We start from the raw sequence: 13342 nt of genomic DNA on the forward strand, positions 1-13342 counted from the left end.
ATTCGCGAGCCTTGAACAAGCCGACCGAATGCAAGGTGCCTGGCAGCAATCAGGCGAGATGACAGCCGGTATGACAGGGAAAGTTTTGGGGAGTTTTATGGGAAAGGGATTTTTCAGGCGAAAAGTCGACACGGTGTTGGGTGTCGATATCAATGACAGCGGCATCAAGCTGATCGAACTGGGCCGTTCATCAGGCGGTTTCAGCGTCCAGGGCTACGTTATGCAAATGCTGCCGCCCCAGGCGGTGGTGGACGGCACCTTGCTGGACCTTGAGGGTGTGGGCCGTATGCTGCAACAGGCACTGTCGCGCCTGGGTACCTCGGCCCGGTACGCCGCCGTGGCGGTTGCGGGCCCGTCGGTAATTACCCGGCTGATTGACATGGACGCCGGCCTCAGTGATGAGGAAATGGCCTGGAAGATCCAGATGGAAGCCGACCAGTTCATCCCCTATCCATTGGACGAGGTGGCCATCGACTTTCAGGTTCAAGGGCCATCGGCTCAAGGCCCGCAGTGGGTAGAGGTGATGCTGGCGGCGTGCCTGCGTGAGCAGGTCGAAGCGCGCGAGGCGGTTTTGGCCCTGGCGGGGCTGGTGCCGCGGGTGGTCGATGTAGAAGGGTTTGCATTGGAGCGCGCTTGCCTTCAGGATTTTGCCAGCTTCACGCCGGGTCATAGAGTCGATGGTGCACAATGGGCCTTGGATGCCCAAGGGATGGGAGTGGCTTGCGGGCTGGCCCTTAGGAGTTTCGCTGGATGACACGAATCAATCTTTTGCCTTGGCGCCAGGCCCTCGCGGAGCGCAGGCGCAAATACCTGTTGGTGCTATTGCTGGCGTTTGCCTGCGTGGCGCTCGCGGCATTGTGGTTGGCTGATCAAGTGATCGACCAGGCGATAGACCGGCAGGTAAGCCGCAACAGCCGCCTGGAAGAGCACATCGCTACCCAGGACTCGCGGATCAGGACCATCGACGACTTGCAGGCGCGAAGCCAGCAACTGGCCGAACGCATGAAGGTGGTTCAGGACCTGCACGATGCCCGCTCCTCCGGGGCCCGATTGTTCGAGCAATTGGCTCGCTCGGTGCCCGAAGGTGTCCATCTGCATGAGGTGGTTGCCAACGGCGACACCATCAGCATTCGCGGCACGGCAGAAAGCAACCAGGATATCGCCCGTTTGATGCAGCAACTCAAGCCAATCCACGGCTCCAGTTCGACCCGTCTGCAGCGCGTGCAAACCGAAGGTGCACGCGGCGAAAGTGAATTCCAGCTGATGGTGCGCCAGGGAGAGTCCAGCGAGGCGCAACCATGAGCCTGCCCAGGCTCGATTTTTCCACGCTCTCTTACAACGCTGCCAAATGGTCCCTGCCGGGCAAGGTGCTGCTTGGCTGTGCGCTGGCCGGCCTGGTGCTGGTGCTGGGCGAGGTTTCGCATGGGGGGCCGCAGCGGGAGCGATTGCACGGGCTTGAGGCGCGGGAGCAGGCGCTGCAGCAGCAACTCACAGAAAAGACCGGCCTGGCCGCGAGCCTTGAGCTGCGTACCCGGCAAGTCCGGAGCATGGAAGACAATCTTGCCAGCCTTCTAGGGCAATTGCCCGGCGAGTCCGAGGTGCCTGTCGTGCTGGAAGACATCGCCCGGCTGGCGGCTGTTCATGGGGTGTGGGTCGAAGGCATCACCGTGCTGGATGAAGCGCCTCGGCAGCTTTATATCGAACAACCCATGCAGATAAGCGCCTCCGGGGTTTATCACGACCTGGCGACGTTTGTCAGTGCCTTGGGTGGGTTGCCACGGGTCGTTACCGTGCAGGATATTGCGCTCGGGCATCAGGGCGCCTTGTTGCGTCTGAACATGCTCGCCAAGACCTATCGCAGCAACCTGCAAAACGGCAAGGCCCGTCAGGTGCCCGACCCAGGGCCGCAATTTGTCTACGAACCCTCGTCCTTGCGCGACCCGTTCACGCCGCCCGCCTTGCAGGCACCGCACGTTCCGGGCCGCCCGGCCCTTGCCCCGGATTTCACCCGGCCACGGGGACTGTTGGAGGGTATGCGCCTTGATCAGTTCGAAATGGTCGGTACGTTGTCCCGTGGTGCGCAGGCCTTTGCCTTGTTGCGGGCTGGGGCCAGGGTGTATCGGCTGGCGGTGGGTGATTACCTGGGGCCGGACCATGGCCAGGTCACGGCCATTCAAGACGCTGCTGTCGAGCTGGTGGAGCTGTTTCCCGATGGACAGGGCGCCTGGCTGGAACGCCCGCGAACCCTTGTGCTGAACGTCAACTCATAACGGAATCAAACAATGAAAAGGACCTTCTCGTCCTTCGGTGTGGCGCTATGGATAGCGTTCACGGCACCGATGGCTGCTGCTGTGCCCAATCGCCTGGACCTTATCCAACTGCCGCCGCCCGACAGTGCCCAGCCGGTCAGCTATACAGGCGCCAAGCTGACCCTGAATTTCCAGGACATCGACCTGCGCGCGGTCTTGCAGCAAATTGCCGATGTCGCCGGGCTCAACCTGGTGACCAGCGATGAGGTGCAGGGCTCGATCACTCTGCGGCTCAAGGATGTGCCCTGGGACCAGGCTCTGGACCTGGTACTGCAAACCAAGGGCTTGGACAAGCGAGTCAAGGCGGGCGTGTTGCTGGTGGCGCCCGCCGATGAATTGGCTGCTCGCGAGCTGTTGATGCTGGAGTCGCGCAAGCAGATGGCCGAGCTGGCTCCCTTGCGTCGGGAGCTGCTGCAGGTCAATTACGCCAAGGCCGCCGACCTGGCCAAGCTGTTTCAGTCGGTGACCGGCTTTGAGGGCGCCACCGATGAGCGCGGTTCGGTGGCGGTGGATGACCGCACCAACAACATCATCGCCTACCAGACTGGCGAGCGGCTCGAAGAGCTGCGGCGCATCGTGGCGCAACTGGATATCCCGGTACGCCAGGTCATGATCGAGGCGCGGATTGTGGAGGCCAATGTCGACTACGACAAAAGCCTGGGTGTGCGCTGGGGTGGGCGGCTCACCCGCGGCAATAGCGGCGTTGGCGGTATTGGCAAGCCGCTGGCGGAGGGTGCCGAGCCGCCGCAAAACCCACCCAGTTCACCCTTTGTCGACTTGGGGTCGCTGGCCGGAACCTCGGGCCTGGGGATCGCCTATATCACCGACAACCTGTTGCTGGACCTTGAGCTGACCGCCATGGAAAAAACCGGCAACGGTGAGATCGTCTCGCAGCCCAAGGTCGTCACCTCCGACAAAGAGACTGCACGCATCCTCAAAGGCACCGAGATTCCTTATCAGGAATCCACCTCCCAGGGTGCCACCTCGGTGTCGTTCAAAGAGGCCTCGCTGTCGCTTGAAGTCACGCCGCAAATCACTCCCGACGACCATGTGATCATGGCGGTCAAGGTCACCAAGGATGAGCCCGACTACCTGAACCGACTCAATGACGTGCCGCCGATCAAGAAAAACGAGGTCAACGCCAAGGTTCTGGTCAGGGATGGCGAGACCATCGTCATTGGCGGGGTTTTCTCCAACACCCAAAGCAAAGTGGTAGATAAAGTGCCATTTTTGGGCGATGTGCCGTATCTTGGCCGCCTTTTCCGGCGCGATGTGCTGGCGGAGAAAAAATCCGAGCTGCTGGTATTCCTGACTCCGCGTATCATGAATAACCAGGCGATTGCTGTGAGTCGTTGATTCTGTGCGAAATTTGATTCTTGTAGGGCCGATGGGGGCTGGAAAAAGCACCATCGGCCGTTTGCTGGCCAAAGAGCTGCGCCTGCCGTTCAAAGATTCCGACAAGGAAATTGAATTGCGCACGGGTGCCAATATCCCATGGATCTTCGATAAAGAAGGCGAGCTGGGCTTTCGTGACCGCGAGCAGGCGATGATTGCCGAGCTGTGCGGCTGCGATGGCGTGGTATTGGCGACCGGCGGTGGCGCCGTCATGCGCGATGAAAACCGTCGGGCGCTGCATGCCGGTGGTCGGGTGGTGTATTTGCACGCGTCGGTCGAACAGCAGGTGGGCCGTACCGCCCGTGATCGCAATCGCCCGTTGCTGCGCACCGCCGACCCGGCGAAAACCCTGCGGGACCTGCTGGCGCTGCGCGATCCGCTGTATCGGGAAATCGCCGATCTGGTGGTGGAAACCGATGAGCGGCCACCTCGGATGGTCGTACTTGACATCCTTGAGCGCCTGCAACGGTTGCCACCCCGTTAAAGCCTGGCCCGAAATGCGCTATTCTCGGCGGCGCGCCATGACCTTATAAGGTATGGCGTAGAGCCACCAGGCGGTGTCGAGAGGTCGACAGTGCCGGTCGTCAATACATCTTCAACGCGGGGACACATGCAGACACTTAAGGTCGATCTAGGCGAGCGCAGCTACCCGATCCACATTGGCGCAGGTCTGTTGGACCAGCCCGAACTGCTTGCGCCGCATATTGCCGGCCGACAGGTGGCAATCATCTCCAACGAAACGGTCGCGCCGCTGTACCTTGAGCGTCTGAGCCGCAGCCTGGCGGCGTACTCGGTGATCTCCGTGGTGTTGCCTGACGGCGAAGCCCACAAAAACTGGGAAACCCTGCAACTGATCTTTGATGGCCTGCTGACTGCGCGCCATGACCGTCGAACCACTGTGGTCGCCCTGGGCGGCGGTGTGATTGGCGACATGGCCGGGTTTGCCGCGGCCTGCTACCAGCGCGGCGTGGATTTCATCCAGGTGCCGACCACCTTGCTGTCCCAGGTCGATTCGTCGGTGGGGGGCAAGACCGGCATCAACCACCCGCTGGGCAAGAACATGGTCGGCGCGTTCTACCAGCCTCAGGCTGTGCTGATCGACACCGCTACCCTCAACACCTTGCCGCCGCGCGAGCTGTCGGCGGGCCTGGCGGAAGTCATCAAGTACGGCCTGATTTGCGATGAGCCGTTCCTGACCTGGCTGGAAGAACACATGGACGCCTTGCGCGCCCTCGATCAGGTAGCCCTGACCGAAGCGATTTCCCGCTCCTGCGCGGCCAAGGCGCTGGTGGTCAACGCCGACGAGCGTGAGTCCGGCGTGCGGGCCACGCTGAACCTGGGCCACACCTTCGGCCATGCGATCGAAACGCACATGGGCTATGGTGTGTGGTTGCATGGGGAAGCCGTAGCGGCTGGCACCGTGATGGCATTGGATATGTCGCAGCGCCTGGGCTGGATCAGCGCCCAAGAGCGCGATCGCGGTATCCGCCTGTTCCAGCGTGCCGGTTTGCCGGTTGTTCCGCCCACGGAGATGACCGAGGCGGATTTCCTTGAACATATGGCGATAGACAAGAAAGTGATCGACGGTCGACTTCGACTGGTACTGCTGCGCCACATCGGCGAAGCCGTGGTGACCGACGATTATCCAAAAGAGATTCTACAGGCCACGCTGGGAGCGGATTACCGCGCCCTGGCCCAGCTCAAAGGTTAATAAGACCCGATGACTAGTTTGCATGCCGACGAGGCGTTCCTCGGCCATTATCACTTGAGCCACGACCCCTTCGCACCACGGGTGCCGGGTTTCAAGTTCTTCCCCGCCCAGCGCAAGCCGGTACTTGGGCAGTTGCATCACCTTGCGCGCTACAGCCAGTTGCTGCTGGTGGTGACCGGCCCTCTGGGCAGCGGCAAGACCTTGCTGCGCCAGGCGCTGGTGGCCAGCACCAACAAACAATCGGTGCAGAGCGTGGTGGTATCTGCCCGCGGTGCCGGTGATGCGGCTGGCGTACTGCGCGAGGTGGCGCAAGCGTTGAACGTCTCCAACGCCGAGCCGAACGCGATTCTCAAGCAGGTGGTGCAATTGGGCCTGACCGGCCAGGAAGTCTACCTGCTGGTAGACGACGCCGAGCAGCTCGACGAATCGGCCCTGGAAGCCTTGCTGGCGCTGGCAGCGGGTACGCCGGAAGGTCGCCCGCATGTGTTCCTGTTCGGTGAGTCGTCGTTGATCGCCGATCTGGAGCAGATCAGCGGTGAGCAGGAGCTGTTTCACGTCATCGAGTTGCAGCCGTACGAAGAGGAAGAAACCCGCGAATACCTTGCACAACGTCTTGAAGGCGCAGGGGCGGGTATCGAACTTTTCACCGCTGCGCAGATCTCTGATATTCACGAAAGCTCCGATGGCTGGCCTGGAAACATCAACCAGGTTGCCCGCGATGCCATGATCGAAGCCATGATTGCCAGCCGCTCTGCGGTCAAGCGTCCAAAGATGGGGTTCACTATGCCTAAGAAGCACGTATTGGCTATTTCCGCCGTTGTCGTGGTCGCTGTTGCCGCCGCCTGGTTGATCCCGGGCCGCAACAAAGCACCGACAACCACTGGCGCGCCAACCGAACAGGCGCAGTTGCCACTGGGCAAGCCCACGCCAAACGTCGAATTTGCCAACTCCGGCCAACCGACCAACCTGCCGATGGTCGGCCAACCTGTGATGCGCGGCCCTCTGGCAGAAGAAGCCGGTGGCATCTCCGAAGGCGACGACGGTGTGCCGGTGGAAGGCTCCAGCGCCACGCCGCCGACCGTGACCACCACCGCGCCACCTGCAGGCGTACCGGCCGGTGTGCCAGCGACGCCGGTTGCTCCGGTCGCCAAGCCGACTCCGACGCCGGCGCCCACCGTTGCTACCGCCAAGCCTGCTCCGGTGACCAAGCCTGTCGCACCAGCGCCAGCCGCCAAACCAGCCCCTGCCGCCAAGCCAGCGGAAAAACCAGCCGCCACCGTTGCCAAGGCCGGCGCTGCTGGCAGCAGCTGGTACAGCAGCCAGCCTACCGGTAACTTTGTGGTGCAGATCCTCGGCACCAGCTCCGAAGCCAATGCCCAGGCATTCGTCAAAGAGCAGGGCGGCCAGTACCGTTATTTCAAGAAAGTGCTCAACGGCAAGCCTCTCTACGTGATCACCTACGGTAGCTTCCCAAGCCGCGCCGCAGCCGATTCTGCCATCAAGGCCTTGCCAGCGAAGGTTCAGGCTGGTAAACCTTGGCCTCGCACTGTTGCCAGCGTTCAACAAGAACTGGCAGCAACTCGCTGAAGATCCGGCGGCCTTACCCAGGCCGCCCTCCCGGCACCTCAAAAAAATCCGCAAGTGCGTGCAGTCTCCCGAGACCGCGCGCTTTGTGGTGTCTGCGTCACAGTGGCTTTTGAGTCGTAGCGGTCAGAATTAAAAAAGTTTTGACTAGCACAGCATATCGCTTTAAACCTTTCATAAATGCGACATAGATTTGCGACATTTCGTCGCTAAATTTGTGAGCGTCTGTGTCGGTGTGTACAATGACCTCCCTTTTGCCCCCGCTAAGCCGGCGTACGTTCGGCGTGGAAGGTAACCGGTTGAATTGAAAAGAAATTTGCCTCGGTAAAAGAGGCAGCCTGGTGAGAAAGTGTCTATGAAAGCAGGTCTGTACCAACCCGATGAATTCAAGGATAACTGCGGTTTCGGCCTGATAGCCCACATGCAGGGCGAACCCAGTCATACCCTTTTGCAAACGGCCATCGAGGCCCTGACCTGCATGACCCACCGCGGTGGGATCAACGCCGACGGCAAGACCGGTGACGGCTGTGGCTTGCTGATTCGAAAGCCCGACCAGTTCCTGCGCGCTGTCGCCAAAGAGCAATTCGCGGTCGAACTGCCCAAGCAGTACGCCGTGGGCATGGTGTTTTTCAACCAGGACCCGGTAAAAGCCGAAGCCGCTCGCGAGAACATGAACCGCGAGATCGCCGCCGCCGGCCTGCAAATTGTCGGATGGCGCAAAGTGCCCATCGACACCAGCGTACTCGGCCGCCTGGCCCTGGAGCGCCTGCCGCAGATCGAACAAGTATTCATCGCAGGCGATGGCCTGAGCGACCAGGACATGGCGATCAAGCTGTTCACGTCCCGTCGTCGTTCGTCGGTGCTCAACGCCGCCGACACCGACCATTACATCTGCAGCTTTTCCCACAAGACCATCATTTATAAAGGCCTGATGATGCCGGCGGACCTCACCGCCTTCTATCCAGACCTTAGCGATGAGCGCCTGCAAACCGCAATCTGCGTGTTCCACCAGCGCTTTTCCACCAATACCCTGCCGAAATGGCCGCTGGCCCAGCCATTCCGCTTCCTCGCCCACAACGGCGAGATCAATACCATCACTGGCAACCGCAACTGGGCCCAGGCCCGTCGCACCAAGTTCGCCAACGATTTGATGGACCTCGAAGAGCTCGGCCCGCTGGTCAATCGCGTGGGTTCCGACTCCTCCAGCATGGACAACATGCTCGAACTGATGGTCACCGGCGGCATCGACCTGTTCCGTGGCGTGCGCATGATCATTCCGCCAGCGTGGCAGAACGTCGAGACGATGGACCCGGACCTGCGTGCGTTCTACGAGTACAACTCGATGCACATGGAACCGTGGGACGGCCCGGCCGGCGTGGTCATGACCGACGGCCGCTATGCGGTGTGCCTGCTCGACCGTAACGGCCTGCGCCCGGCGCGTTGGGTGACCACCACCAACGGTTTCATCACCCTCGCCTCGGAAATCGGCGTGTGGGACTACAAGCCTGAAGACGTGATCGCCAAAGGCCGTGTGGGCCCTGGCCAGATCCTGGCCGTGGACACCGAGACCGGGCAGATCCTCGACACCGACGCCATCGACAATCGCTTGAAGTCCCGTCACCCGTACAAGCAATGGCTGCGCAAGAACGCCCTGCGCATCCAGGCGACCATGGAAGACAACGACCACGGTTCGGCTTTCTATGACGTCGACCAGCTCAAGCAGTACATGAAGATGTACCAGGTCACGTTCGAAGAGCGCGACCAGGTGCTGCGTCCGCTCGGTGAGCAAGGCTACGAGGCCGTCGGCTCCATGGGCGATGACACGCCAATGGCCGTGCTGTCCCAGCGCGTGCGCACGCCGTACGACTATTTCCGCCAGCAGTTCGCCCAGGTGACCAACCCGCCGATCGACCCGCTGCGTGAAGCCATCGTGATGTCCCTGGAAGTGTGCCTCGGTGCCGAGCGCAACATCTTCCAGGAATCGCCTGAGCATGCCTCCCGTGTGATCCTCAGCTCGCCGGTCATTTCCCCGGCCAAGTGGCGCTCGCTGATGACCCTGGAGCGTCCGGGCTTCGATCGCCAGATCATCGACCTGAACTACGATGAGAGCCTGGGCCTTGAAGCCGCAGTGCGTAACGTTGCTGACCAGGCTGAAGAAGCCGTGCGTGCCGGTCGTACCCAGATCGTACTCACCGACCGCCACATTGCGCCTGGCAAGTTGCCGATCCACGCGTCCCTGGCGACCGGTGCGGTGCACCACCGCCTGACCGAAAAAGGCCTGCGCTGCGACTCCAACATCCTCGTGGAAACCGCCACCGCCCGCGACCCGCATCACTTTGCGGTGCTGATCGGTTTCGGCGCCTCGGCGGTGTACCCGTTCCTCGCGTACGAAGTGCTGGGTGACCTGATCCGTACCGGTGAAGTGCTGGGCGACCTCTATGAGGTGTTCAAGAACTACCGCAAGGGAATCACCAAGGGCCTGCTGAAGATCCTGTCGAAGATGGGCATCTCCACGGTCACCTCGTACCGTGGTGCTCAGTTGTTCGAAGCCATCGGCTTGTCCGAAGAAGTCTGCGAGCTGAGTTTCCGTGGCGTACCGAGCCGCATCAAGGGTGCGCGTTTCGTCGACATCGAAGCCGAGCAAAAAGCCCTGGCCTTGGAGGCCTGGAGCGCGCGCAAGCCGATCCAGCAAGGTGGCCTGCTCAAGTTCGTGCACGGTGGCGAATACCATGCCTACAACCCGGACGTGGTCAACACCCTGCAAGCCGCTGTGCAGCAGGGCGACTACGCCAAGTTCAAGGAATACACGAGCCTGGTGGACAACCGCCCGGTGTCGATGATCCGCGATCTGTTCAAGGTGAAAACTCTGGACACGCCGATGGACATCGCCGAAGTCGAGCCGCTGGAGTCGATCCTCAAGCGCTTCGACTCCGCCGGTATTTCCCTGGGCGCCTTGTCGCCGGAAGCTCACGAAGCCCTGGCCGAGGCCATGAACCGCCTGGGTGCGCGTTCCAACTCCGGCGAAGGCGGTGAAGACCCGGCGCGCTACGGCACGCTCAAAAGCTCGAAGATCAAGCAGGTGGCCACCGGCCGTTTCGGGGTGACCCCGGAGTACCTGGTGAATGCCGAGGTGCTGCAGATCAAGGTGGCCCAAGGCGCCAAGCCGGGTGAGGGTGGTCAATTGCCAGGCGGTAAGGTAAACGGTTTGATCGCCAAGCTGCGCTATGCGGTGCCGGGCGTGACGTTGATCTCGCCACCGCCGCACCACGACATTTACTCGATTGAAGACTTGTCGCAGCTGATTTTCGACTTGAAACAAGTCAACCCCCACGCCCTGGTCTCGGTGAAACTGGTGGCAGAAGCCGGCGTCGGCACCATCGCCGCCGGTGTGGCCAAGGCCTATGCCGACCTGATCACCATCTCCGGCTACGACGGCGGCACCGGCGCTTCGCCGCTGACCTCGATCAAGTACGCCGGTGCACCGTGGGAACTCGGCCTGGCCGAAACCCACCAGACCCTGCGCGGCAACGACCTGCGCGGCAAGGTGCGAGTACAGACCGACGGCGGCCTGAAAACCGGCCTCGATGTGATCAAGGCCGCGATCCTCGGCGCCGAAAGTTTTGGCTTCGGTACTGCGCCCATGATCGCCCTGGGCTGCAAATACCTGCGCATCTGCCACCTGAACAACTGCGCCACCGGCGTGGCGACTCAGAACGAGAAACTGCGCAAGGATCACTACATCGGCACCGTCGACATGGTGGTGAATTTCTTCACCTACGTCGCCGAAGAAACCCGTGAGTGGCTGGCCAAATTGGGCGTGCGTTCGCTGGAAGAGCTGATCGGTCGCACCGACCTGTTGGACATCCTCGAAGGCCAGACCGCCAAGCAACAACATCTGGACCTCACGCCGCTGTTGGGCAGCGATCACATCCCGGCAGACAAGCCACAATTCTGCCAGGTGGACCGCAACCCACCGTTCGACAAAGGCCTGCTGGCCGAGAAAATGGTCGAAATGGCCGGCTCCTCGATCAACGACGCCAGCGGTGGCGAGTTCGCCCTGGATATCTGCAACTGCGACCGTTCCATCGGCGCACGCATCTCCGGCGAAATCGCACGCAAGCACGGCAACCAGGGCATGGCGAAAGCGCCGATCACCTTCCGCTTCAAGGGCACTGCGGGCCAGAGCTTCGGCGTGTGGAACGCCGGCGGCCTGCACATGTACCTGGAAGGCGACGCCAACGACTACGTGGGCAAGGGCATGACTGGCGGTAAACTGGTCATCGTTCCACCGGCTGGCAGCGTGTACAAGACCCAGGACAGTGCCATCATCGGCAACACCTGCCTGTACGGCGCCACCGGTGGCAAGCTGTTTGCCGCAGGTACTGCCGGTGAGCGTTTCGCCGTGCGTAACTCCGGTGCTCACACCGTGGTGGAAGGCACTGGCGATCACTGCTGCGAGTACATGACCGGAGGCTTTGTCGCGGTACTGGGCAAGACCGGTTACAACTTCGGTTCGGGCATGACCGGCGGTTTCGCCTACGTGCTCGACCAGGACAACACCTTCGTCGACAAGGTCAACCACGAGTTGGTCGAGATCCAGCGTATCAGCGGCGAAGCCATGGAATCCTACCGGAACCACTTGCAGCACGTGCTGGACGAGTACGTCGAGGAAACCGGCAGCGAATGGGGTCGTAACCTCGCCGAAAACCTCGATGATTACCTGCGTCGTTTCTGGCTGGTCAAGCCCAAGGCTGCCAACCTGAAATCGTTGCTTTCCAGCATCCGTGCCAACCCGCAGTGATATGCGCCTGAACAGTTTGATGAGGTTTTAACATGGCTGAACGTCTGAATAACGACTTCCAGTTCATCGATGTCGGGCGCAAAGATCCGAAGAAGAAACTGTTGCGTCAACGCAAGAAAGAGTTCGTGGAAATCTACGAACCCTTCAAACCCCAGCACTCGGCCGACCAGGCCCACCGTTGCCTGGGGTGCGGTAACCCGTATTGCGAATGGAAGTGCCCGGTGCACAATTTCATTCCCAACTGGCTCAAACTGGTGGCTGAGGGCAATATCCTCGCCGCCGCCGAGCTGTCGCACCAGACCAACACCCTGCCGGAAGTCTGCGGCCGGGTGTGTCCGCAAGACCGTCTGTGTGAAGGTGCCTGCACCCTCAACGACGGCTTCGGCGCGGTGACCATCGGTTCGGTGGAGAAGTACATCACCGATACGGCGTTCGCCATGGGCTGGCGCCCGGACATGTCCAAAGTCAAGCCGACCGGCAAGCGCGTCGCGATCATCGGCGCGGGCCCTGCTGGCCTGGGGTGTGCCGACGTGCTGGTGCGTGGCGGCGTGACCCCGGTGGTGTTCGACAAGAATCCGGAAATCGGTGGCCTGCTGACCTTCGGTATCCCTGAATTCAAGCTGGAAAAAACCGTACTGAGCCACCGTCGTGAAGTGTTCACCGGCATGGGTATCGAGTTCCGCCTCAATACCGAAATCGGCAAAGACATCACCATGGAGCAACTGCTCGCCGAATACGATGCGGTGTTCATGGGCATGGGCACCTACACCTACATGAAGGGCGGCTTTGCCGGTGAGGACTTGCCCGGCGTGTATGACGCGCTCGACTTCCTGATCGCCAACGTCAACCGCAACCTGGGCTTTGAAAAGTCGCCGGAAGATTTCGTCGACATGAAGGGCAAGAAGGTCGTGGTGCTGGGCGGTGGCGACACCGCGATGGATTGCAACCGCACCTCGATCCGCCAGGGCGCCAAGTCGGTGACCTGCGCTTATCGCCGTGACGAAGCCAACATGCCCGGCTCGCGCAAAGAGGTGAAGAACGCCAAGGAAGAAGGCGTGAAATTCCTCTACAACCGCCAGCCGATCGCCATCGTCGGTGAAGACCGTGTGGAAGGTGTGAAGGTGGTCGAGACCCGTCTCGGCGAACCGGACGCCCGTGGCCGTCGCAGCCCCGAGCCGATCCCGGGTTCCGAAGAAATCATCCCGGCCGACGCCGTGGTCATCGCCTTCGGTTTCCGCCCAAGCCCGGCGTCGTGGTTCGAGCAGTTCGAAATCCAGACCGACAGCCAGGGCCGCGTCGTGGCCCCGGAACAAGGCCAGTACAAGCACCAGACCAGCAACCCGAAGATCTTCGCCGGTGGCGACATGGTGCGCGGGTCGGACCTGGTGGTCACCGCGATCTTCGAAGGCCGTAACGCCGCCGAAGGCATCCTGGACTACCTGCAAGTCTGATGATCGTTCCCACGCTCTGCGTGGGAATGCCGCCAGGACGCTCCGCGTCCCGAACAGCATGACGCGGAGCGTGGGAGCGATCCTGCGGCGG

At 61.4% G+C, this 13342-nt stretch carries 8 protein-coding genes and 1 pseudogene; all 9 read left to right on the top strand.

Features of this window, described 5'->3' with window-relative positions:
• Nucleotides 1–97: 97 nt before the first annotated feature.
• The 9 genes and pseudogenes from pilM to ACP7CZ_RS09060 all read left to right on the top strand — a co-directional run bounded on the left by pilM (nt 98) and on the right by ACP7CZ_RS09060 (nt 13251).
• Complete coding sequence (pilM, locus tag ACP7CZ_RS09020) at nt 98–754, top strand: type IV pilus biogenesis protein PilM (RefSeq protein ID WP_034125864.1); 657 nt, start codon at nt 98–100, stop codon at nt 752–754.
• Nucleotides 751–1302, top strand: a complete 552-nt coding sequence (locus tag ACP7CZ_RS09025; protein ID WP_127880489.1) for a PilN domain-containing protein — start codon at nt 751–753, stop codon at nt 1300–1302. The genes pilM and ACP7CZ_RS09025 overlap by 4 nt, the downstream gene beginning before the upstream one ends.
• Nucleotides 1299–2270 (top strand): pilus assembly protein PilP, encoded by a 972-nt coding sequence (locus ACP7CZ_RS09030; RefSeq protein ID WP_294183907.1) that lies wholly within the window; start codon nt 1299–1301, stop codon nt 2268–2270. The genes ACP7CZ_RS09025 and ACP7CZ_RS09030 overlap by 4 nt, the downstream gene beginning before the upstream one ends.
• 138 nt (nt 2271–2408) lie before the next feature.
• Nucleotides 2409–3665, top strand: a pseudogene (locus tag ACP7CZ_RS09035) (type IV pilus secretin PilQ); the annotation flags it as partial.
• 4 nt (nt 3666–3669) lie between these two features.
• Nucleotides 3670–4188, top strand: a complete 519-nt coding sequence (gene aroK / locus ACP7CZ_RS09040; protein ID WP_003187914.1) for a shikimate kinase AroK — start codon at nt 3670–3672, stop codon at nt 4186–4188.
• Nucleotides 4189–4314: 126 nt separating this feature from the next.
• Nucleotides 4315–5415 carry a 3-dehydroquinate synthase gene (gene aroB / locus ACP7CZ_RS09045; protein WP_034125577.1) on the top strand — a complete coding sequence of 367 codons (1101 nt, stop codon included), beginning with the start codon at nt 4315–4317 and terminating at the stop codon, nt 5413–5415.
• A gap of 9 nt (nt 5416–5424) precedes the next feature.
• Nucleotides 5425–7002: an SPOR domain-containing protein gene (locus ACP7CZ_RS09050; protein WP_054896205.1), complete on the top strand. Its 1578-nt coding sequence runs from the start codon at nt 5425–5427 to the stop codon at nt 7000–7002.
• A 352-nt stretch (nt 7003–7354) separates the two neighbouring features.
• Nucleotides 7355–11800: a glutamate synthase large subunit gene (gltB, locus tag ACP7CZ_RS09055; protein ID WP_294183916.1), complete on the top strand. Its 4446-nt coding sequence runs from the start codon at nt 7355–7357 to the stop codon at nt 11798–11800.
• A 32-nt stretch (nt 11801–11832) separates the two neighbouring features.
• The gene (locus tag ACP7CZ_RS09060; RefSeq protein WP_046070563.1) at nt 11833–13251 is read left to right on the top strand and encodes an FAD-dependent oxidoreductase; all 1419 of its coding nucleotides are present in this window, start codon (nt 11833–11835) and stop codon (nt 13249–13251) included.
• The last annotated feature ends 91 nt before the right edge of the window (nt 13252–13342 follow it).

It is taken from the genome of Pseudomonas sp. DWP2-2, assembly GCF_049897065.1.
Taxonomy (GTDB): Bacteria; Pseudomonadota; Gammaproteobacteria; order Pseudomonadales; family Pseudomonadaceae; genus Aquipseudomonas; species Aquipseudomonas paracarnis.

Coding starts and splice junctions, on each gene's coding strand:
- pilM (WP_034125864.1), top strand. CDS start 98: ATGGGAAAGGGATTTTTCAGGCGAAAAGTCGACACGGTGTTGGGTGTC.
- ACP7CZ_RS09060 (WP_046070563.1), top strand. CDS start 11,833: ATGGCTGAACGTCTGAATAACGACTTCCAGTTCATCGATGTCGGGCGC.
- ACP7CZ_RS09025 (WP_127880489.1), top strand. CDS start 751: ATGACACGAATCAATCTTTTGCCTTGGCGCCAGGCCCTCGCGGAGCGC.
- ACP7CZ_RS09030 (WP_294183907.1), top strand. CDS start 1,299: ATGAGCCTGCCCAGGCTCGATTTTTCCACGCTCTCTTACAACGCTGCC.
- ACP7CZ_RS09050 (WP_054896205.1), top strand. CDS start 5,425: ATGACTAGTTTGCATGCCGACGAGGCGTTCCTCGGCCATTATCACTTG.
- aroB (WP_034125577.1), top strand. CDS start 4,315: ATGCAGACACTTAAGGTCGATCTAGGCGAGCGCAGCTACCCGATCCAC.
- gltB (WP_294183916.1), top strand. CDS start 7,355: ATGAAAGCAGGTCTGTACCAACCCGATGAATTCAAGGATAACTGCGGT.